General features: G+C 53.0%; 18 protein-coding genes. 9 read left to right on the top strand and 9 right to left on the bottom strand.

The annotated features are described in order from the left end of the window. Positions 1-31: 31 nt before the first annotated feature. Complete coding sequence (gene hisG, locus MFFC18_RS24420; RefSeq protein ID WP_075085819.1) at positions 32-907, bottom strand: ATP phosphoribosyltransferase; 876 nt, start codon at positions 905-907, stop codon at positions 32-34. A gap of 711 nt (positions 908-1,618) precedes the next feature. Between hisG and MFFC18_RS24415 the strand changes: the two genes are divergently transcribed. Beyond that, complete coding sequence (locus MFFC18_RS24415; protein ID WP_075085820.1) at positions 1,619-2,014, top strand: helix-turn-helix transcriptional regulator; 396 nt, start codon at positions 1,619-1,621, stop codon at positions 2,012-2,014. Positions 2,015-2,038: 24 nt separating this feature from the next. On the opposite strand, the gene MFFC18_RS24410 is transcribed toward MFFC18_RS24415, so the two are convergent. After that, positions 2,039-3,052 (bottom strand): suppressor of fused domain protein, encoded by a 1,014-nt coding sequence (locus MFFC18_RS24410; protein WP_157665216.1) that lies wholly within the window; start codon positions 3,050-3,052, stop codon positions 2,039-2,041. Positions 3,053-3,288: 236 nt separating this feature from the next. Here MFFC18_RS24410 and MFFC18_RS24405 point away from each other — a divergent pair, with 236 nt between their 5' ends. Both MFFC18_RS24405 and MFFC18_RS24400 read left to right on the top strand, forming a co-directional pair. Beyond that, entirely contained in the window at positions 3,289-4,314 is a 1,026-nt protein-coding gene (locus MFFC18_RS24405; protein ID WP_075085901.1) for an ABC transporter ATP-binding protein, read from the top strand. Between the two features lie 50 nt (positions 4,315-4,364). Further along, positions 4,365-6,707, top strand: a complete 2,343-nt coding sequence (locus MFFC18_RS24400; protein ID WP_075085822.1) for an ABC transporter permease — start codon at positions 4,365-4,367, stop codon at positions 6,705-6,707. Between the two features lie 45 nt (positions 6,708-6,752). Here the strand turns inward: MFFC18_RS24400 and MFFC18_RS24395 are convergent, their stop codons facing one another. The 4 genes from MFFC18_RS24395 to MFFC18_RS24380 all read right to left on the bottom strand — a co-directional run bounded on the left by MFFC18_RS24395 (position 6,753) and on the right by MFFC18_RS24380 (position 12,895). Continuing rightward, the gene (locus MFFC18_RS24395; protein WP_157665217.1) at positions 6,753-7,523 is read right to left on the bottom strand and encodes an HAD-IIB family hydrolase; all 771 of its coding nucleotides are present in this window, start codon (positions 7,521-7,523) and stop codon (positions 6,753-6,755) included. An 83-nt stretch (positions 7,524-7,606) separates the two neighbouring features. Continuing rightward, complete coding sequence (locus MFFC18_RS24390; RefSeq protein WP_244949103.1) at positions 7,607-9,622, bottom strand: amylosucrase; 2,016 nt, start codon at positions 9,620-9,622, stop codon at positions 7,607-7,609. 61 nt (positions 9,623-9,683) lie between these two features. Then, positions 9,684-11,900, bottom strand: coding sequence for an HAD family hydrolase (locus MFFC18_RS24385; protein WP_075085902.1), 2,217 nt, complete (start codon positions 11,898-11,900; stop codon positions 9,684-9,686). A 59-nt stretch (positions 11,901-11,959) separates the two neighbouring features. Then, positions 11,960-12,895: a PfkB family carbohydrate kinase gene (locus MFFC18_RS24380; RefSeq protein ID WP_075085825.1), complete on the bottom strand. Its 936-nt coding sequence runs from the start codon at positions 12,893-12,895 to the stop codon at positions 11,960-11,962. Between the two features lie 376 nt (positions 12,896-13,271). Between MFFC18_RS24380 and MFFC18_RS24375 the strand changes: the two genes are divergently transcribed. Together MFFC18_RS24375 and MFFC18_RS25890 are read left to right on the top strand one after the other, a co-directional pair. After that, the gene (locus MFFC18_RS24375) at positions 13,272-14,111 is read left to right on the top strand and encodes a hypothetical protein (RefSeq protein ID WP_075085826.1); all 840 of its coding nucleotides are present in this window, start codon (positions 13,272-13,274) and stop codon (positions 14,109-14,111) included. Between the two features lie 397 nt (positions 14,112-14,508). Continuing rightward, positions 14,509-15,594, top strand: coding sequence for a redoxin domain-containing protein (locus MFFC18_RS25890; RefSeq protein ID WP_084417327.1), 1,086 nt, complete (start codon positions 14,509-14,511; stop codon positions 15,592-15,594). Positions 15,595-15,728: 134 nt separating this feature from the next. On the opposite strand, the gene MFFC18_RS24365 is transcribed toward MFFC18_RS25890, so the two are convergent. The 3 genes from MFFC18_RS24365 to MFFC18_RS24355 form a co-directional block, all read right to left on the bottom strand. Continuing rightward, positions 15,729-16,361 carry a DNA-3-methyladenine glycosylase gene (locus MFFC18_RS24365; RefSeq protein ID WP_075085827.1) on the bottom strand — a complete coding sequence of 211 codons (633 nt, stop codon included), beginning with the start codon at positions 16,359-16,361 and terminating at the stop codon, positions 15,729-15,731. An 89-nt stretch (positions 16,362-16,450) separates the two neighbouring features. Beyond that, a complete protein-coding gene (locus MFFC18_RS24360; protein ID WP_075085828.1) occupies positions 16,451-17,140 on the bottom strand; it encodes a hypothetical protein in 690 nt (229 codons plus the stop codon). A 239-nt stretch (positions 17,141-17,379) separates the two neighbouring features. Next, a complete protein-coding gene (locus MFFC18_RS24355) occupies positions 17,380-18,315 on the bottom strand; it encodes an archaemetzincin (protein WP_075085829.1) in 936 nt (311 codons plus the stop codon). A 290-nt stretch (positions 18,316-18,605) separates the two neighbouring features. Here MFFC18_RS24355 and MFFC18_RS24350 point away from each other — a divergent pair, with 290 nt between their 5' ends. The 4 genes from MFFC18_RS24350 (at position 18,606) to MFFC18_RS24335 (ending at position 22,275) form a co-directional block, all read left to right on the top strand. Beyond that, positions 18,606-18,971, top strand: coding sequence for a PadR family transcriptional regulator (locus tag MFFC18_RS24350; RefSeq protein WP_075085904.1), 366 nt, complete (start codon positions 18,606-18,608; stop codon positions 18,969-18,971). Between the two features lie 9 nt (positions 18,972-18,980). Continuing rightward, positions 18,981-20,198 (top strand): permease prefix domain 1-containing protein, encoded by a 1,218-nt coding sequence (locus MFFC18_RS24345; RefSeq protein ID WP_075085830.1) that lies wholly within the window; start codon positions 18,981-18,983, stop codon positions 20,196-20,198. A gap of 95 nt (positions 20,199-20,293) precedes the next feature. Further along, entirely contained in the window at positions 20,294-21,394 is a 1,101-nt protein-coding gene (dcm, locus tag MFFC18_RS24340; protein WP_075085831.1) for a DNA (cytosine-5-)-methyltransferase, read from the top strand. Between the two features lie 140 nt (positions 21,395-21,534). Then, a complete protein-coding gene (locus MFFC18_RS24335) occupies positions 21,535-22,275 on the top strand; it encodes a 3-keto-disaccharide hydrolase (RefSeq protein ID WP_075085832.1) in 741 nt (246 codons plus the stop codon). The last annotated feature ends 21 nt before the right edge of the window (positions 22,276-22,296 follow it).

Genomic DNA, 22,296 nt, shown 5'->3' with positions numbered 1-22,296 from the left:
CGGCTAGAAGCCGTCGCTACGGAAAGCAAACTTACGGAATCAGCTGTTCTGCTGAAGTCGTTACGATATCGCAAGCGCCGGCGACCTTCAGTTTCGGAATGACTTCGGCCAATTCCTTACGCGGCACCGCCGATCGAACCGAGTGCCAGCCATCAGTGCTGATTGAAGAAATCGTAGGCTGTCGCATCGTTGGCAGGACTTTCAAAACCGCATCAAGGTCAGCGGCCGCAACGTTCAGGTCCATCATGACTCGACCGCGAGCGCGAAGGACGGCTTCGAGGAGCAATCCCAGGTCATCCAGTTGAGCTTTGATTTCCGGATTCGCCATCGCTTCCTTGGACGCATAGAGCCGCGTCGAAGAGGTCATAATTTCATCGATGATTTGCAAACCGTTGGCACGCAGCGTCGAACCGGTCGCAGTGTTATCAATGATCAAATCCGCGTCTTCGGGAGGAAAAACTTCGGTCGCACCGTAAGTCGTTAGAACCTCGGCGTCGATGCCCTGGTCTTTAATCCAACGCTCGGCCATGTTCGGGTACTCCGACGCAATCACGAGGTGCCGATTCGGCAGTTTACCGTTATCGAGAAGCTGATGCGGAGCCGCGACGACCAGGCGAACCGGGTTGAGTCCCGTGTCGATAATTTCCGGTAGCTCAACGCCCATCTCATCAAGCCAATCGGCACCTGCGAAGCCAACATCACGTGCTCCGGCGACAAGCATGCTAATAACATTGCGCGGTTTGAGAATTTTTGCGTCGTAATTGGCAAGTGAGATCGTAGGGCGATAGCCACGGATCGAATTGCGAATGGAGATACCGGCCCCTTTAAGCAGCGCGACGATCTCGTCGTACATGCGACCTTTGGGCAGAGCGATTCTTACAAGATTGGGGTCTCGTGATGGAGACATGACGTTCCTTTGTGGTTTGGATTTAAAGCCTGGTGAAGGCCGGCGTCATGTTACCACGAAGGCACAAAAAAACGCCGACCGGAGTGGTCAGCGTTTCGTTTGATTCGCTAAAGAGAAAAACCACAACCGTCACCGCAATTGGTGGGCATGATGGTGGTGGAATTTTGCTGCTGTGGATTTCATAGTCCGAGATTAAGTCCGTCTGCTCCGAATGTCAAGTCAGAGTTTTGGCTGAATTGAGTCGGTGAGTCGAAACGTAATCGAGCCCCAAGAATGCGAAACCGAAATCCGAATCGGCTATCCGTTGCGACCGTTCAGCATTTTCTTAATGGCGATTCTGACGATCCAAAGCCAGCCAATTGGCGGGGGCAATTGGCCCAGTCCAAGTCAACTGGCACTCGAAAAGTAGAAAAATGAAAAATCATGAACTTAAACATGGATTGTTAGACCGTGAACATTGTGACTGATTCGGCATCTACAGAAGCTCAATATCGCAAATGCATATGCCCTTCAACACTGATAATTTTCGACCCAATGAGCCAACAGAGGCAGTCTGGGAATTTAGCTAACTGTCTGACGCACTGTGTACAGAAGTGCACTGGCGCCTGAATGTCCGATGTAGAACGCAATTAGTTCCACGGATACTTTTAATAACGGATGGGCAATGGACAACACTGGGAATTGCCGCGTAGGCGGGCTGAGGAATAACTTTTGAATCTGCAAGACGATGCCTGGCAATGGTCGGAAGAGCCGGGTACCCATCTAATCACCGACACTCAATGGAAAAAAATATCATACCTCCTTGCGATTTCTGATCGAGAACAGGAGGTGTGCCGTTTGCTTTTCGAAGGCATCACGCGCGAAGAAATCGCGGAGAAGATGAACATCAAAGTCCGCACGGTAAGACACTACCTTGAGCGGCTTCATACGAAACTGCGCGTCAACAATCGAGTCGCGTTAGTGTTGCGTATCATTCAGGTACGCGACGCGTTGAAAGATCTCCCCGATTCAGACTTTCCAGACAAACTTGGTTTGAACGACGGTCCGCCGACTGGAGAACCACCGTCAGGAAATCCACCTGCACCGGGCGAGCCTCCGACCGGCTAGTGCCGATATCGCGTTGAGCGAACTTTAGCGACGAGCATCGTTTTCGGCATCGATCCACAACAGACCGATCGGGTCGTTTCGAAACGACGAAAGCTGAAGCTCGTTGTCTCGAACGAGTGTTGCTTTGGATCCCGACGGTGACCAGTCGATCGTGTGTCCCGGCCCAAGCCAGTTATGGTTTCGCCAAGGGTAAGCGGCAAAGGTGCTGATCGACTGCATTGCGGTATCGATCAGTTCGGCATTCGCGTCAGAAGCCTGGCGAGAGATTTTCACCCCAAGTTCAACACGCCGCAGATCCGAAGGTTGGTCAACGTACAGTTCGACTGCTGGTTGAGAGCACAGTGACATGCCGACAGTGACCAAGATCGTTGCCGATTCTGTTTCATAGCGCAACAGTCCGCGAGGCGGAAACTTGCCGCCGTCAATCGCGTAATACTGTTTCTGGTTCTGTTCGCCAAACTGTTTGTTGTAGGCGTCAACCAGTTGTTGCTGGAGACTGGCGAATGGCGAACCTTCGCTGGTGAAAGAATTCCAGAATTCGGCTGCTCGATCGATCCGCAGTTGCATCGCCTTGTTTTCCGGGAGCGGCCAGGCGAGAGCCGTTTCATGAGCGCAATTCGCAGCGTATCCATGAAAGTCTTCGACTCCGCTCCAGGGAGGAATGATCGCGAGAGTCGTCCGCGTATTCGATTCGCGGTCGACCTCGATGAGTGCAGCGCCGTTCCCTTCCTCGAACCAGACGATCTCCAGTGACTCAGATTGAGGAACCTGATGAAGTTCGGCATCAACGCAGTCATTTCGTGGCATCATCGGGATCTTTCCCTCAGCCATCTCTGCTTTATTAAGCACCATCGGTCCGCGGGCGAGATTGCGAACCCAACAGGCTCGGGTCCCGAATTTCCCGGGCTGATTACCGGCAGGGTCGGGCCGTTCGTTGAGGTAAAAATAGACGACGCGGCCGTCATGTTCGACGATTCCGTCAAGCGTGCCAAACGGCGAGGTCTCAAAAAGGATGTTTTGGGTTGGGTCGGCGGACATCGGAACAGAGCGAAAACGACGGAATGAAACCTGGGCTGGAATGTCTGAGTACGTTGGGAAACAGGTACACTGGAATTTGCGAATCAGCAACATAGCACGGCCAGTGCGGTCGCCAACAGTGTAGTGTCTCCGCTGGGCTCGACAGAGAGATAAAGTGCGGCTTGCGAGGATCGAAGCGCGTTATACTTTTGCCACTCTACGGCGGAAAACAGAGAACACAGAAATACGGACCGAATATGACAGCGACGGCGGAAGCGGAATTGGTGACGGCGAACACGGCAGACAGCGGCCCTCCGGCAATCGTTTCAGACAAGCTTTTCAAAACTTATAGCGAAGGCATTTTCTCTCGCAAGAAGTTTCAGGCGCTCAAAGGCGTTAGCTTTCAGGTAAATCAGGGCGAGATATTTGGGTTGCTGGGGCCGAACGGGGCCGGCAAGACGACCTTCATCAAAGTACTGCTGGGCATCATTCGCAAGTCCGGTGGCAGCGCGTCGATGATGGGCTATCCCGCGGGCAGCAAAAACTGTCGGGAAATGGTCGGCTATCTGCCAGAGCGACTTCGTATCCCGCCACACCTGACGGCCTACAATGCGCTGGAATATTTTGGCAACCTCAGTAATGTTCCGACCAGTGTGGTGAAAGCCAAACGTGACGAGTACCTGGAACTGGTTGGGCTCAAGGGACGCGAAACGGATCTGGTCAAAAAGTTCAGCAAAGGGATGGTGCAGCGACTTGGTCTGGCTCAGGCGTTGTTGCACGATCCAAAGATGGTGATCCTCGACGAGCCTACCGATGGTCTTGACCCGCGTGCTCGTGCAGAAATGCGAGCCATCATCAAAAACCTTGCCAATCGCGGCGTGACGATCTTTCTCAACAGCCATTTGCTGCAGGAAGTCGAGATGATTTGCAATCGGGTCGCGATTCTCGACAAGGGCAATCTTCGTTACTGCGGACCGGTCGCGAACATCGGAGAGTTTCTCGGTGCCGGTTCAGTCGGCGCCGATGGCAAACCGGTTGCGACGATCAAGAGCTATCTTTTCAATCTGATCGGCACTCCGCAGACGCTTCAAAGCGGTTTGGAAGGATGCGAGTTCACGATTGTCTCGAACGTGGAAGGGATGGCAGCGGTCAAGGTCGCGTTTCAGGATCAATCCGACGTGGATCGAATTGTTGACAAGCTACGCAGCAGTGGCGTTTCTATCGCTGGCATGGAACTGCAACGAGTATCTCTCGAAGACGCCTTCCTCCAGCTGATTGACTGATCTGTCCGGTTTCTTTTCCGCACTCTACAAACTCAAACCCACGACAAAACATGCGACCTTATCTGGCAATCATTAAAGACTCGTTCCGGGCAGCACTGGCTTCAAAAGTACTCTATGTGTTGCTGGGACTGATCGTTCTGTTTCTGCTGCTCGTGGCGCCGCTCCACGTTCGCGAGTCACTGGATACGCACATTAACCTTGATCGCGATGTGCGAGCGTCAAATCAGGCCCAATTGGTCTACCAGATCAAGGAAGGCGTTGAAAACGATAACAAAGGGATGCAGCGAATCTGGGAGATGCTTTCCCAGGAGGTCAAAAACAAAGTCGACAATGCGACGCCGGACGAAAACGCTGACAGTGACAGAAAAGTTACTGACGTCGACCGCATTTTCGCGGCCCAATCGGTTGTTGGAGAGTTGAACGATCTGATTGAAGACCCGGAGTTCTTCCGTGACCAGGATTGGGATTCGAAAAAGCTGGGCTCGGAAGCCAGAGGCTATTTGGAAAAGGATGTTGCGTCTCTGACTGAAAAGCAGAAACAGCGTTTGAATCGCGTTCTGATCAGCGAATCGTTCGGTGGTATGGTTCGAAAAGGGGCAAAGTCTTCGCTCGATTTTTACTACGGACCGTTTGATTGGTCGGGTGCGTTGTCCAATCTGTTTATGACCAATTTGTCTCAGGACCAGTTTGCTTCCCAGATTTCATCGACGATCACCCGGTTTCTGGACAAAGTCGTCCTGTCGATCGGGCTGTTGATTGCGATTCTGGTAACAGCCAATGTCGTACCTCAAACCTTTGAGCCCGGTACGCTTAACTTGCTGCTCAGCAAGCCGGTTTCGCGGATGGGATTGTTCCTCGCGAAGTTTGTCGGCGGTTGCATGTTCATCGCGCTTTGCGCGATGCTATTGTTTGCCGGGCTGTGGCTGTGGATGGGACTCGGTTTGGGGATCTGGGAGCGCGCGGTGCTAATTAGCATTCCGCTCTACATTGTCGTGTTTGCGATCTACTATTCCGTGTCTGCGTTTACCGGGTTGGTGACGCGTAGCACGATCCTTGCCATTGTCGCAACGGGCCTATTCTGGGCAGTCTGCTGGTCGGTTGGCATGTTGTATCTGTTCTTCTCTGCCCAAACAGAGGCTTTCGAAATCACAAAAATTGTCAGCACGGATCAGGGCGTCCTGCAAACGGATCCGGGATTCGAACCAAAGACCTGGGACGATGAAACAGGTGATTGGGTGGAAACGAAAGCTCCGGAACTGGATGAGGAAGAAAAGATCCAGCGAATGGTGTTTCGGTACATGGGCGACTCGGTACCGTTTCCTGATCCACTCGGTCCGGTGTTCGTCGAAGGCACGAATCAAACGGCCTTCAGTCGCGTGCTTGTTGGCGATCCGAAGACTCATCGAAAGCAACAGTTCTTCGTATCAGGCGATGACGGCGAGTTCATTCGCAAAGGAAATCTGCCAAGCGGAATCATTGCGATGTTCGCCACGAAAGAGAACATTATTTGCATCAATCGCCGCGGCCGATTCTATCGATACGATCCCGATATGACGTTCGAAAACGGGGAAACCAGCGGAGAGACATGGTTCGTTTCAATCGCTCCCGAGGAAAGGGTCGAAGTGCAGGATCAGTCTCTGGTTGCGGTCAATCATGAGTCAGAGGAGATCGCCATTTACCAGGCTGGAAAGCTGGATGTCTTCGAGGTCGATTCGGACGACGAGGAGAAAAAGTACAAACTCCGCAAGTCAGCACAGATCGAAACCGGAACGCGTGAGGGCATGACGTGTCACGTTGCTTTCCAGGGCTCGACAATCTTGTTGGCGTTGGGCAACGGGCAGGTGATCCTGATCGATGCTGCGACGCTTGAAAAGAAGAATGAGTACTTGCCAGAATCTCGCGTCGCGATCGAATCAGTTTCTGGATCTCCAGACGGTCGCTGGTATTCGCTGCTTTACAAGGACGAGACGCTGCGACTGGTCGACACAGAAAAGGATCGAGTTGAAAAACCATCCGTTCGCGGACAGGGCAGTATCTCGGCGGTCCATTTTGGCGCTGGCGAGATGTTTGTCGCAGATCGTACGGACCGCGTAACGGGATACGATCTCAAAGACATGACGCGGAAAGAAACAAAGTCACCGACGGGCACGTGGATGCAAAGAACGTGGCGTTACGGGATCAAGCCGCTGTACTTTGCGTTTCCGAAGCCGGGCGAGTTTTACAAAGTCGTGACTCATCTATCGAGTTCGTCGGACGCTCAGCACAACCCGGATATAGATTTGACGTTTCAGGAAGTTCGACCGAACCCTTGGTCGCCTTTGATCAGCGGGCTCGTTTTCATGGCAGTGATGCTGACAATTTCATGCCTGACATTCTCGCGAACAGACTACTAGCGTCGCGACAGCCTTTCGGTCGGCGAAGCTGAATCAGGAATCGTTTTAACTCGAATAGCCGCGAGCGAGCGCGTCAACGATGGCGGACGTGGCTCGTTTGGAGCTGACGAAAACGTTTTTGGTCGCCGCGACCTGATGCTTCAGGCTATCGCTGGCATTGCCGACCACGATGCCGGGGCATCCGGAGATGAGTGCCGCCAGATCGTTGCCCGAGTCGCCAGCGTAAACGAGATCGCGATCGTATTGCAGTTGCAAGTGCTCGGCCAACCAACGACAGGCGAACGCTTTGTCGACGCCGACTGGCAGAAAGTCAATCAGTCCGTCGCCTGTAAATGGGTCGACGCTGCTGACGATTCCAAATGGTGCGTCCAGCTTCGACAGAATTTGACGAAGGCGGTCCGCAAGCTCGTGTACGCCTTTGGCTTGCGCATAAAAGCTGACTTTGAATTCGCCCAGTTTCTCTTCTTCCTGAAGCGTTAAAGATTTGAAGTCGGGGAACGAACTGAGCCCTTCCAGCAATCGGTCCGCATCCCAACCAGCCGTCATCATTCGCAATCGCCCGCGAAAATCATCGCTGCAACTTGCCTTGTTGTCGACAAACTGCGAGACGCGCGTTCCGACGTCGCTGATGATCCATTGCGGCACGGGCAAGTCAAACTCTGCCAGCGCACTTAGCGCCGATTCACGATGACGACCGGTCACGAAGGCGACGCCGAACTGGTTTTCATCCAGCAACACTTTAAGGCGCTGTAGATCTTCCACGTTCTCACGATCACCCTCCAACGGAATCAACGTCCCGTCGAGATCGGTGAACAACCAACGACTAAACTTGCTTTCGGAAGTAATGACATCTCTCCTCAGTTTGAACCGTGGAAGCAAAGCAGACGATTTGACAATGCTTACTGTCGAATGAGCCAACGCAGTTGATACGGAGCCATCTCCACGACATCCGACGCGTTAACTTCTTCGTCAGCAATCGCGTCCTGAAAGAAACGGCCGAAACCGGTCGATCGAATACAATTGCCGTCGACCCGCTGCGGTTGATCGGAAAAATTGCCCAACACAACCAATCGATGGCCTTGTCGAATACGCACGAAACCCAACACATGCGGATTGAGCGTTTCGAACAGTTCCATTTCCTGACCTGCGAGCGCGGGTTGCGACTTTCGTAACTCGATCAGCCGCTGTGTGCGATGGAAAATCCGATAGTGGACTTCTTCTTTGCCGCTCCGAAACGAGGCACCTTCGACTTCGCAAAGTCCGTTGACATAACTCCAGTCCATCTTTGGACGATGGATCCAACGCGAGTCGTCGGCTTTGGCAGGGTTCGTCACGAAGTCATAATCGTTGAGCATTCCCCACTCTTCGCCAAGATAAATCAGTGGGATGCCACCGATGCTCATCGAAATTCCCTGCAGCAATTCAATGCGGCCCTCAGCAAGTTGAACCAGGTCCGGTTTTTTGAGTTCAAGCGCCTCCTCGAGTCCGGCCAGCGAAGCCAGAGTTCCCGAAATCCGCATGTCTCCCGTTTCCAGATTCTCCTGAAACGGCACGCCGCGCGCGAACGAGCCTTTAAAACGTCCCGTGTAAAACTGATTCAGAAACTGGCGATGATCGTAGGCATTGATGCCCAGTTTCGCGGCGTCATCATCATCGAAAGTCCAACCAATGTCGTCATGGCATCGTAAATAGTTGACCCACGAAGTCTGCGGTGGCAAACGCGATCGGTGCGACAACGCCTGATTCAAAAGAGCCACTTTCTGGGTCGCCAACGACTCCCACAGCAAAGCCATCAACTGTGGGTTGTACGAAATTTGGCACTCGTCGCTGCCGATGTATTTGACGACTTCATCCGGATGCACGATCGCTTCCGACTTGAACGCCAATCCCGGTGCAGCGATTTTGAGGAACAGGTTGAACGCCTGAATAACGGTGTGCGCCTTCGGCAAGTTCTCACAATTGGTTCCCTTCTCTTTCCAGATGAATGCAACCGCATCAAGCCGCAGTGCATCGACACCAAGGTTGGCGATGAACAGCATCTCTTGCATCATGCTGCGAAAGACGGACGGGTTGTGATAGTTCAGGTCCCATTGAAAGCTGTTGAACGTCGTCCAAACCCAGCGTCCCATTCCGTCGTGCCACGTAAAGTTGCCTCGTCGCACGGTCGGAAAGATCTCTCGCAAATGTTGTTCGTACTGGTCGGGCTCGGTCCGGTCCGGAAAGATAAAGTAAAACTCTTTGTACTCGCGGTTTCCCGACTGAGCCTGTTTCGCCCAAACGTGCTCATCGCTGGTGTGGTTGAAAACAAAATCGAGGACCAGCAGAATACCTTCCTTGCGAAGATCGCTGGCAAGCTGCTGAAGCTCACGAACGGTTCCCAGCCGAGGATCAACGGCTCGATAGTCGCTGATCGCGTAACCACCGTCGCTCTTGCCGTCCGGCGATGCGAACAATGGCATCAGGTGAAGGTAAGTGACGCCAAGCTGTTTGAAGTACGAAATGTTCTCACGCAGCCGCCCAAGATTGCCGCTGAACAGGTCAACATAAAGTGCCGCGCCGACAACGGACTCGCTTTGGAACCAGTCCGCTTCGACTTCGCGTCGTTGGTCCATCGCGACCAGCTCACTGTCGCGTTGCAACATCGCCACCACGATTGATTCCAACATCGTTTCCACATGAAAGTGAAAATCGAAACGCTGGCCGTAGAGAGAATACAGTCGTTCGAAAAGCGCGTACCAATGCCGCTGCAAGCGTTCCAAAAACACTCGCTGTAGAGCGGTAACGTCCTGCGACGATGACCGCCAGCTTTTTTCCAGTCGCGGCCAAACCCGATTCAACGTGAGTGCCGCGCGGAACTCCATCTCGGAAGCTGTTTCCGAAAGCTCTGCGACGAAATCATGTTGGATCAGTTCCACTGTCGAATTATTTTTAACGGGCTCGACAGCGTCAGGTGGGACAGTACCGGATGCGATATCTTTATTCGATACGATCATTGGGGATGGTGATATTTCCGAGGAAGTTGTAGTACTCGATTCCCTCAAGAATACCTCCTGCATTAGGCTTGCTGGCGAAATAAATTCTGGGACGATTTCTCAACCGATTCAGCTCTGGACCGTGATTGGCGACGACCACGCCGAGGGTTCGACCCAATAGCATGCCAGCGTCATTTCCCGAGTCTCCGGCCACCAAAACGTTTTCTGGCGTGAAACTCCACTTCCACAGCACGTGACGCAACGACAGATCGCTGCCGCCCCGGACGGGAATAATATCGACAAACGTGCCCAAAGATGTGATGACTTTGGCACGAACTCCGGCCGCGCGAAGCAGCTTGCGAATCTTGGCGGGAGACGTTTTGCAGTTCGGGTCAAGCTTGTAGCCGATCTTGAATTCCGACTGTTCCACATTGTCTTGCAAATCCACACCTTCGAGCGGTTCGAGCGTCTCACGAACTTTAGCTGGATCCCAGGCGAAACCGATGGACTTTCTCCAACTCAGGTCGGCATTGAGACTCTCGCCGTAGTGCAATTGCGTTCCCGAATCGGTGTCCAATAAATCCGGTTTTGGCAAACCCAAATCGTCAATCATCTCTACTGCTTTTTCCAAACGCCGGCCCGTCGTAACGCCGAAGCCGATGTGATCATTTTCTTCAATCAGTTGCTTGAAAGCTGCGAACGATTCTGCGTCGCCAGTGATTGTGTTGTCGAGGTCCGCGATGATCAAACGATCGAACTCCGGAAGGCGTCGGGCAGGACGATTAACAATGTGAGGCGAGCGGGCGGACTTGAAGATCTCTTCGACGTCGCGAAGATACTTGCTCGCATGACTGCCCCAACTGTAGTAATCCCGCGTGTTGTTGATGCCATTTTCGGACCACTCCTGCCACTGCTCCTGATCGGTGAGGGAAAGTTTCAGCGCCCGATAGATGCTCTGGTCGTCCATCACATCGATCAACATGCCGTTGCGGCAGTTCGCAATGATGTCTCTCGGCCCGCCGTCGTTGGTCGCAACGATCGGGACGCCGACAGCACCGGCTTCGAGCAACGTCAAACCAAACGGTTCGGTGAACGCCGGATTGACGAATACGCCTTTGCGTTGCTTTGCCAGGCGATAGAAGTTTGCGACGTCCGACGGATTGTGCGATTTCGGATAGGCGACCTTTCCGTACAGATCGTACTTGTCGATCAGAAACAGAACGCGGCGAAGAATTGACTGTTGAGCCGAAGGCAGTTTCTCGATGTCCTCTCGTGTGCCCATCACCATCACGAGGTTCGCGATCTCCTGAAGGTCTTTGTTCTCGCCGTAGACACGGACAGCCGACTCAAGGTTCTTTCGCTCATCGGGCCGAGCCATGACCAGGATCATGGGCTTTTCCGGTTCCCGCAGAAAACGATCGAGCGACTGGGCGACTTCGCCGATTCGCGTTGGGTCGCCGTCAGGATTGAACTGTTTGAGGTCGACACCTGGCGGAATGACTTCCATTCGCGACGGTTCGTAGTGATCGTACAACTCGTACTGATCGGTGACTTCCTGATTGGTGCTGGTGACGACCATGGAAGCTGTTTCGAGTGCAACTTCTTCGGCTTCGGTGCGCGTCTTCAGCTTGTATTTTTTCTCCAGCGACTTTTCCTGCTCCTCGCCAGACTTGTTCACCAACAGCCGCTGTTTCTTGACCCGTCCCAGTGAATGGCCCGTAAAGATAAACGGTACGTGCAACAGTCTGGCCAATTGTGAACCCGCGTAGCCCGCGTCGGCGTAGTGGCCATGGATGATGTCCGGAACGCCGTTGCGCCGAACGTGCTGCAGCGTTTGGTCGACAAACATTTCCAGATAGGGCCACAGTGATTCTTTTTTCAGGTATCGCTTGGGGCCGAAAGGGATACGGATGATCTTTGCGTTTTCCGCCAGCGCTTCTTCAATCTGCGCGTAGCTTTCGTCGATGTTCGGATCACGAATTTGACGCGTCAACAATTCGACTTCGCGGACACCAGGACTCTCGGCCAGTTCGCGAGCCAGTTCCACGACGTACTTGACCTGTCCGCCAGTGTCGGCATCGCGTCCGAGTTCCATTTCATCGCCGCGGACCAGTCCATGAAGACTGATCATCATGATCTTGAGGCCATCGTTTTTTGGTTTCGGTGCTGCAGCCTGTTCTGTATCAAGCGGCGAATGCGTATTGATCAATTCGGAAATCATTTTTTGTCCTGTATGGTGGTCGTCGGTTTTGTTAGTCATGGGCATGTCACCCGATCGCTTTAGAGACTGGTGCTGCTAAAAGCCTTGTAGTGATCCCGGTCGAACGTCGTCGCGCCTCGTATCGTGCACGCCCGGGAAGCGAACTCGACTGCGTGAGCAAGGATTTGTTGTGGCGAAAGATTTCTGGCCACGCCATCGATGGCAGCCGATGTGAACGCGTCGCCCGCACCAACAGAATCCACGAAGTCATCCGTTGGAGTCACCGTTTGGAAGAAGTCACCCTCCTCCCCGATCCAGCACGCGCCTGCCTTGCCAAACGTAACCAGATACACCAGCGGTGCGTCGTAGTCTGCTGCGGCAATGAAGTGGTCGACGGCGTCGCGAACGCTCTGCAAAGAATTCGCGTCAATTGACTGACCGCTGATTCGTTCGAGCTCCGCTTTGCTGAGCTTCAACCATTTCGCGCCGCCAACGATCTCAGGCATGAGTGACTCATCAAACCACGGGTCGCGAACGTTAAGATCTACAAATCGCGAACCGTTAACCGTCTGGTCGAACTCTTTCAGAAACGTCCTGTTAACCGGACTGCGGAACGCCAGCGAACCGTGATAGACAATGTCGATCGAACCTGGCGGCTGATCGTAAGCCGCTTTGAAACGGTCGAAATTCAGAACGTCCCAGGCTTGATCACTGGCGATTTCATAAGAAGGCTCGCCATCATCGGCAAACGAAACGTCAACACGCCCCGTTGGCAACGCCGGATGTATCTGAACTCCATGCGTTGCAAGATCCCATCGCTGCATGGCCTTAATGACCTCGGAGGCTTCCGCGTCGTCCCCAATCCCTGAAATAAAAACAGGTCTCAATCCAAGTGCGGCGATGTTCCAGGCAACGTTAAACGGAGCACCACCAACAATTCTATTACCGTCAGAGAAGTGATCAAATAGAACTTCACCGATGACAGCAACAGGGCCTGGATTTAAGTTAGAGCTCATTCTTTCCCACACGGGCTTACGCGGTGTCAACTTTGACGCCGTTATTGAGAGCAACTCCTGTGCCACGCCCCAATGAGGGGTTTGCGGTGGCTTGCGGTGCTTTATACCAATAGTTGGTTGGGTTGGCACCACTGAGGTGCGTAACATTTGACCAGTTTGGGTGACATAGTTTCAGTCTTGAAACCGGTGTCGAGCGGTTATTTTGGATAAAATGCAATGCGATGTTAAACCGGTTGTGCGATTTCGCGCGTGGCGAATGACAGCGATATCAACATCCTATTGTTTGCAATCTCAGACTCTTCCATAATCAATGTCCTCGAATGGTTTCAGATCGTGACTGCGTGCCAAACTTAAAGGGCGGCGGCGAAGCTGGGACATGTCGAAGATTGTTCAAAAGGAATCGAACATGCGGTTGGCCATTTTTCTCGGATGCATCGTCTCACTGATCCTCATAAGTCGGTGGTACTCCGTTGGGGTAAATCAGAAAGTGACGATCGATCACTCGGTGACCAAGCCAGTTATTGGTGACGAAGCGATAGCCGAAGCCGGGTCTTCGGCTGTTGGGGCCGCCACGTCGCCTTCGTTCACTCCCGAAATTGCACGAGTTGGCTTTGATGAACCGGTGGGTGTCTCACAGGTTCCACCAGAAGCTTCACCGGCAGGCGACGCATTCAAGTCCAATGCAAATCGCTTGAACCGTTTTCGTCCCGTTAGCTCATCGTCCGAATTTTCGAACGGGGCCCGTCCGCCAGTTGTGCCACAGACTGCTTACCAGGATATTCAACAGGCGGTGCGAGCAAATCGTCCTGTCGGTAACCAGCTTTTGAGCCAGCCGAATAAATCTGGTCAATTTGTTACGACGCCCGAACCTCAGCAAACGCCAGAATTCGTACTGGGCGATATAGCCCTGAATGTTCAGTCGCTGGTGCGAGCCGAGTACGAGGTTCCCAAAGAAGCTGCAGAGATCCTGATGCAGCTCGAACCGGACGTGCTGGTCGAAATTACCGAACGAGACTCGGGCCGCGTTGATACGACAATTCTTCGTGTCACAGCCGATCAAAAAACTCAGCTGGCGTACTGTAGTTTCCTGGCTGCGATGTTTCCGATCAAGAAGGATGAGAAATCTGGATTGGACCCGGTCCAATCACAAACCGGATTTTCTGATCCGCGCACTTCGATCACCGAACTAATCAATGTGAATACGATGTTCAACTAAGTGCATCGTGGGGTCGTGCTCGATCCGCTACATAGCCGGCTGCCCTCTCTCGCAGACCCGCCAAACATAAGCCGCCGCCAATGGCCGGTGGATCGGCTGCTCAATCGTCGACGAAGCAGGATGTGTGTAGATCTTCATACTCTGCAAAACAGTTTCGCTATCGGCTCAAGCTGGCAAGGGACGCCCGATACTGGCAGCGTTATCACGAAGCGCAATGATTTTCCGGCTGGAAGACATGCGGCAAAGACTCCGCAAGACCCGGTTGGCCGAAATTGCGAGGCGAATGCCGGACGGGACCGACAGTTAGGAAATCAACATTCACGGAACATGCTTGCCAGAAGGTTGTTTAATCGCATACGATCCGGTTTAAACGCCACTATCTTTCGAGGAAACCCAGATGATTTGTCGAGTATTGTTGTCTTCTTTTTTGGCTCTCATGTTGATGCCCGCGATTGCCGGCGCACAACAAGCCAACGGGCCCGAAGTCGGCTCGCAAATCGACGAGTTCTCTCTGCAGGACCAGCACGGCACAAGCCATAAGCTGAGCGAACTGTTGGCGGACGGACCGGTTGCTCTGGTCGTTTTCCGTTCCGCGGACTGGTGTCCGTTCTGTCGCAAGCAACTGGCTCAGCTGCAAAGCGATTTGAAAGCCATCGAAGAATCAGGACTGAAACTGGTCGGTATTAGCTACGACAAAGTCGACGTGTTGGCCAAGTACGCAGCAGCAGAAGGAATCCAGTATCCGCTCTTGTCTGATCCTGGCAGCAAGATCATTCGCAAGATTGGCGCCGTCAACAGCGAACCCAAAGAAGGCTCTCGCAAGTTCAATGTTGCTCATCCGATGACCATTCTGATCGGTCAGGATAGCAAAGTCGTTTCGGTTGTTCCTACAACCGTTCGGCAACGACCCGGAGTTCAGGAGTTTGTCGAAGCATGGAAGGCGGCCAACAAGTCGTCGACTGAATCAGAAACTGAATCGGAAGCTCCAAAATCGGCGTTGCAATTCAAAGTCGACAACATCGACGGCGAACCAGTCGAACTGTCAAAGTACAAAGGGAAAGTCGTCGTGATGGTCAACGTGGCCAGCAAGTGCGGTTTGACGCCCCAGTATGAAAAATTGCAAGGTCTTTACGACGCCCACAAAGACGACGGTTTGATGATCCTCGGTTTTCCGTGCAACCAGTTTGGCAAACAGGAACCGGGAACTGAAGAAGAGATCAAATCGTTCTGCCAGGAAAACTATGGCGTTGAATTCGACATGTTTTCGAAGTTGAACGTGAACGGCGACGAAGCGGATCCGCTTTACAAATACCTTACGGCTCAAAAGACGAACCCAAAAGGTGCCGGTGCGGTGAAGTGGAACTTTGAAAAGTTCGTGATCGATCGCGAGGGAAATCTCGTCGGGCGGTTCAGTTCACGGACGGACCCTGAAGGCGACGAATTCAAAGCCTTCCTGGCTAAATACCTCAAGTCTGAAAAGTAGTCGTCGCTCGCAAGCTTTCGTCGCTGCCGTTGTTCGACGGTGGCTCGAAAGCGACTGCCTTGCTTGAAAGCTTGAATCTTGAAACCAGGCCGACAGCGCGCACCAGGCTCGTGTTGGCCGCTTGGCCGTTGCGGCTACGGGCTTGAAATCGGCACCAACAGCCTGTTTTCCTTGGCTTTGCTGATGTTCGGGTTGTCCCGTTCGGCAAACCGCCAGGGAAGATCGGTTGCTTTCGAAATCCCAACTCGCGGTCCCGCCGAAAGCTCGACTATCGCGTCTAAGTTCGGGCGAGAGAATGCGATTTGGTCTTCACCGCGATGAAGCTTGACCTTGTTGTGGCTCAAGTCGATCGACAGAGCAGACGTCAGTTTCCCGGGTCCATTGCAGAGATTTTTGTCGCGAACGTTGCCCCGATTGAGTCGCATTCTATCGATCCCGGACTTCGGTTCGATCGCGCGAATCAGCACCGCGCTACCGTCTTCATCCGGTCCGGTGATGACGTTCAGTAAATGGTGGATCCCGTAGTTGAGATAAACATAGGTCACGCCGGCGGGGCCAAAAAAATGAGCCACGCGGTCGGACCGTTCGCGGTTCTCAAACCGATATGCGTGGCAGGCCGCTTCGCTGTGGTGATAAGCTTCGGTTTCGATGATTCGTCCGCTAAGCCTTGATCCGTCTTCGAGCAATCGCGTCAACGTGTGCCCGATCAGTTCTGCGGCGACGATGGAGGGATGTCGGTTCCAAAATTTGAAGGGAAGCTTGGGCATCTCAAAAGTGTAGTGATGTTCATCACGGCAGAGCAATAAAAAATGCCACCTGAAATCAGATGGCATTCTTTTTTGGTTATCGTATCAAATTAGAATCGGAACGTGATCCTTGAGCTTCCGCCGCCGATCGAGAATGCAACTCCGCCGTCGTTACGATGTCTGCTGTGGCCTCGATCGTGACCAACTCGATGTCCCCGATCGTGTCGGCCATGATCGTATCCATATCCTCCGCTATAAACGGGACGAGTCTGAACAGGGCGATTGTAAACTTCGCGATGGGAGTAGACATGCGGCGCTGGTCGATACGTTTGATGGGTTCGGGTAGTTTGGATTCGAGCCAGTCGACGGACATCGTCCTGCAAGTGATGGATGCAACTTTCAACACCATTGAGCATTTGCTTGACATGCGAAGTGTTTCCCCGAATGTGACCGTCTCCATAGGCCGCGTTGTGCTCGACACGGTCGAACAGTTCTTCCGTATCGTGAAACGCACGATCCAGTTCCTTCACCGCATGCTTGAGAGCAATCGCGTTGTGTGAATGATGAGCAATGTTGTGCACGTGGATGGCTTGTCCCTTGAGACGAGCGGTCGCTCCGATCAGTTGTCCGTAGTAGCGAGTGTGGCGATAGTGATCGACTTCGCCGCGAAGCCTTTTGGCAGTTCGTTCGATGTCGACAGCCTGCTGATCGATGTGGTCCCAGATGTCAGCGTTGGCCTGTGAGGCAACGCCAACCAATAGGGCAAACGCCAGAATTGATTTGATTGATGTGCCTGTCATACGTGGGTCTCCTTTGAGAATCGTGTTGCAGTCACATCGTTGCGACTGCCAACAGCACCAGAAAATGCACCCCACATGCCAAAGTGCCGAAATCCGCTCAAACGGCGAAAAATCCCGCGTTTTACGGTGTTTTTTTGTTACAGGCTCGCACGCGGTCTGAACAGAAACTGTCATCAAATCGATTCACGGAAGATCGAAATGATGTCGGTTGGAGCAAATCGGTGTCGCAACCGGCGGGCCTAATCGACTCGTGACAACGCTCGCTGAAAGTACTCTTTCTCGTCAGCGAGATCATGTTGCTCGCAAAACTCGATCAGTTTTTTGTAGCGATCCGTCGGCAGGCAGTTCGCTGCGAAGAGAATTTTTGCATGGCACTCCGGACACAGGTAGATCGGTTGCGAGTCTGACTCTTCAAGCGAATTACTGCCCTGCATGTTACATCGATATTTTGTGCAGTGTTCGATGGAAAACATGTGTCCGGTTTCATGCGTGGCGACTTTGATCGTGCGCAGCAAACATTGCTTTCGAACCTCGTCGCTGTCTTCCGGATCACCGAAACGGGCCAGAGACCAAACGCCGACTCGCTCTCGAAACGAAGCATAGCCAAAGACGAAACTCCAACCTTCACCAGGCCACAAATCGGACTTCGTGAACGCGATCGTGGCAAACGCGTCCGCAGGAAGTTCCGGCGCCAGAACTTGTTCCAGAATGTGACTCGTAAGCAACTGATGCACGCCCCATGAAGGATGAGTCCGCTGTGCCGAGTCAGGGATCACGGACTCAGGAAGCGTTTCGTTGACGATGACTTCACATTGAAAATAGATCGACAGGAATTCAGCACTGGTCGAAATCAGTCCGTTGTCGGTTTCAGTGAAATCACCAATCGGTTGTACGTACAGTTTTCTGCGTCGTCCGGACAGCACATTTGGTTTGGATTTTCGATACTGCGAAAACGTCTGACCTTTCTCGCGATGCGTCTCCAACCAGTCGCCGGCTTTGGGTTTCTCAAGCCGCGTATGCAACGTGCGAAGCTTCGGGATCGTTCGCTTTATCTTCGAAAGCCCCAACCCTCTATCGGTTTGACAGGCGTTGCAGGGAGATGATTCCGTGCTCCAGAGCACGCTGAGCAAAACGACCGTAGCCAAAGTGTGAGCCAGTTTTTTGGGATTGGTCATGCGGTTTCCTGCGAGCCAATTGCGGAATTCGAGGGAGAGCCAAATTATACACGCCCCGTCGCGGCACTGCTGACGATCGAACTGCAAATCGCACGGTGACACAGCGATTGCAGCTGAAGTGAATTCTTCGGGAACGATTCCGCAACTGGTGCGTCCGACCTCTGCGCAAAAATTGTTGACACTGGATTGGTAAACTGCTAATGTGTCGTCGTGCGATATATCGCATGACAATCTATTGGCGTGCGAGTGCTTAAGGTAATCCTCGTCGACGAATGGGAAATACGAGCGAAATGGCCAAAAAAGTCGACAAATTCGAAAGCGACCTGCTGCGAGGCAGCTTGGATCTGATGGTGCTGGCTGTGCTTGATCAGGGCGATCAATATGGCTATCTGATCCAGAAACAGATCCGCGAGGCCTCGGGCGAAAAGGTCTCCATGTCCGCCGGGACGATGTATCCGCTGTTGCATCGCCTGGAGGGTGAGAAACTTATTCGCAGCCGCTGGGATGAATCGACGGGTCGGCGCCGCAAGTGGTATTCGCTGACCGCGGCGGGTCGAAAGCGTTTGACGAAACAGGCGAATCAATGGAACCAGTACGTGCAGTGCATGGCTGAGCTGATGCAGGGATACATTCAACCGTTACCGAATCCGGGGTAGGAAAGCGGCATGTCGAACGATGAATTTGATACATGGCTTTCGCTGGTCGGTCGGTTGCTTGGACTGAGCGAACGTCAGCGAACACAAATCAGTGAAGAGCTTCGCGATCATTTGGAAAATCGCGTTGCGGACTTGATGCAGAACGGGATGCAGCGACAGACGGCTGTGATGAAGGCCGTTGAAGAGTTCGGAGATGCCGCCGTGTTGGCGAAAAATCTCCAATCAGTTTCTTTGGCAAATCGAAAGAGGTGGATGATGAGATTTATGACTTTAGCCACGGCGTGTTTGTTTCTGGTTGCCGTTTTGACGATGGCCATGTGGCCTGAAAACGCACGCTTTGGATCACCGTCCAATTCAGTCGCGCAGGAAGATGGTGAGGCGGATCCATTTGGAAACCAGGGCGATGTTGCGAGTGCGGAAACAAATCCTTTTGATGATTCGGCGACGGCGACCGCATCGAAAAGAGCCTTGCCCCGAAGACCAGCCGTCAAGCCTTCAGAACGGACGATGTCGAACAATCGAATTCGTGAAAAGCTGAAGACGCCGAGTGATATGATTTACGAGTCCGAACCGTTTGGCGACGTGGTCGCTCAACTTTCAGGAGACCTTGGTGTGAACATTGTCGTTGATCAGAATCTCGAAGGGATTCTCGATTCCGACACGGAAGTTTCTGCCAACCTGGCGGGGGTTCGGACATCCGATGGACTTCGCATGATGCTTAGACCAGTGGACGCGACCTACTCGATTCGGGATGGAGTGCTGTTAATCATCTCAACTGACGATGAGCATGAGCCAGACTACTTGTCGAGGCATATGATTGATGTGCGGGAAATTCTGCAATTGATCAGTGTCGCCGACGCAAATCGGATCGGCAAACCGATATCCAGCTCTGTCAATGTTCCTGTCGTTGGAGGCGGCGGCTTTGGCGGCGGCGGAGGAGGTGTCTTTTGCCTGGCTCCTCAAGCACCAGCAACAACAAAAGAATCTGACAAATCCAAAAACCAGGTTGTCGTTCAGCAAGTGCCCGTCCCGGTCCTGACGGCGGAGAAGTTGCTGACGTCGACGATCACTAACGTTGTCAGCAGTGACGCATGGGAAGCAAATGGTGGAGGCAACTGTCAATTGACATGCATCGGCGGTGTCCTGGTCCTGCGTGCCAACGAACGAGTTGCTGACGAGGTACAGGACTTCATCATCGATTTAACGTATCAGATGAAAAGTCGGTAGTCATCGTTTGCGTTGTCGATAGCGATCAGGCAAACCCTGGCAGAGCGTTTAAACTCTGGTACGATTCCCGTACTTGATCATTCACGGACGGGAACATGGCAACCGAAACGGCAAAGCAAAATCGAACTCGCCAAACGCGTCAAACTCGGCGACCGGGCAAGACGCGATCCCGCAAACAGGCCTTTCGCATGATCGACCTGTTTGCCGGCATCGGCGGGACGCGTTTGGGGCTGGAGTCGATCGGCGGCCATTGCGTTTGGACCAGCGAGTGGGATCGCTTTAGCCAGCAAACCTACGGCACCAATTTTCCGGGTGAGCATCCGATCCACGGCGACCTCCGCGAGGCTCACGAGAAAGAAATCCCGCCGTTTGACTTGCTCGTCGGAGGCTTTCCCTGCCAGCCGTTTTCGATCGCTGGCGTCTCCAAAAAGAACTCCTTGGGCAAGCCGCATGGTTTCCAGTGCAAGACTCAAGGCACGCTGTTTTTTGATGTCGCTCGTGTGATTGCTCATCATCGTCCGGCGGCGTTTGTTCTCGAGAATGTCAAAAACCTGCTCAGCCATCGACAGGGCGAAACTTTCAAAGTCATCCGCGAGACCTTGCAAGACGAATTGGGCTATGAGGTCCACTACAAAGTCATCGACGCAAAACATTTCCTGCCGCAGCATCGCGAACGGATCTTCATCGTCGGCTTTCGTGAGCCAACGAAGTTCTCTTGGAGCAAAATGAAACTCCCGGAACCGAATCATAAACTGAGTTCCATCCTGCATCCTCAAAACGGAACGGAGATCGCAGAAGAACCCTACACGATTGGAGCCAAAGCCAAGGTGAACCCAAAGTACACGCTTTCCGACAAACTTTGGGACTACCTGCAGGCCTACGCCGCGAAGCACAAAGCCAAAGGAAACGGATTTGGTTTTGGATTGGTGACACCGAACGATACGGCTCGCACACTTTCGGCTCGTTACTACAAAGACGGCAGCGAAATTCTGGTCAGCCGCGGACCGCGCAGCAATCCTCGCCGTCTCACGCCGCGCGAGTGTGCCCGATTGATGGGTTTCCCGGACGATTGGCAGATTCCTGTTTCCGACACGCAGGCCTATCGGCAATTTGGAAACAGCGTGGCGGTGCCGGTTGTGAAAGCCGTTGCAAAGGTGATCCAGCCACACCTGAGAAAGATTATGAAGGAGTCGTAGCCAACATCGGCGTGCTAACGGTTGCTACTTGTTTGGGCCGCGCGGTGGAAACTACAATGGTCACGTGAATTGGCGTTCTGCGAAGTTAAGGCGTCGACGAATCATATTTTTTGTCTGACGTACAACAAGTGACTTTCACTATGACCATTCGATCGCTGGTTTTCCTCTGCTTGCTGTTTCTCACACAAGGCCATCTACACGCCGCGACTCAATGGGTCGATTTGGTTGATGCAAGTGGCCCGGTCGGTTTTGCTGACGTAAACGAAAAACTGGCTCTCTGTGGCGATGTGAAACTGGCTGAAGATTCGAAAGGCCTGACGCCTGTTGAAGGAAAAGGCGTCATTGCCGTGACTTCGAAGATGGCTTTCGGTCGCAGCAATCTCAACAGCACGCAGGAGTTCGGCGACTGTGAGTTGCAGCTTGAGTTTCTGATCGGCAAAGGAAGCAATTCAGGTGTCAAGCTTCAACAGAGATACGAGATTCAGCTCTACGACAGCAGCCACAAGGAAAAACCGAACGCCAAAGAATGTGGCGGGGTCTATCCACACTGGGTTTTCAAAAACGGTGGCGGATTGAAATACATTGATGAGGGAGTGCCGCCAATGACCAACGCTGCGAAGCCAGCTGGGCAATGGCAGACGTTGAAAATCGTTTTCAAGGCTCCTCGCTTTGACAAAGCAGGCGAGAAAACAGAGAACGCGAAGTTCGTCTATGTATCTCTCAATGGCGAAACGATTCAGGCCGACGTCGATTTGGAATCGCCAACGGGTAACGCTTCCAGTCCCAAACCGGAGGTTGCCAAGGCACCGATTTTCCTGCAGCTCGACCATGGTCCAGTGGCATTTCGCAAGGTACGAGTCAAGCCGCTGGACTTGAAATAGATCGTGGCACGTATCGTTGGA

It is taken from the genome of Mariniblastus fucicola (genome assembly GCF_008087665.1).
Classification (GTDB): domain Bacteria; phylum Planctomycetota; class Planctomycetia; order Pirellulales; family Pirellulaceae; genus Mariniblastus; species Mariniblastus fucicola.
The sequence above is the reverse complement of the archived record's forward strand: the minus strand, read 5'-3'. Positions and strand labels throughout refer to the sequence as shown.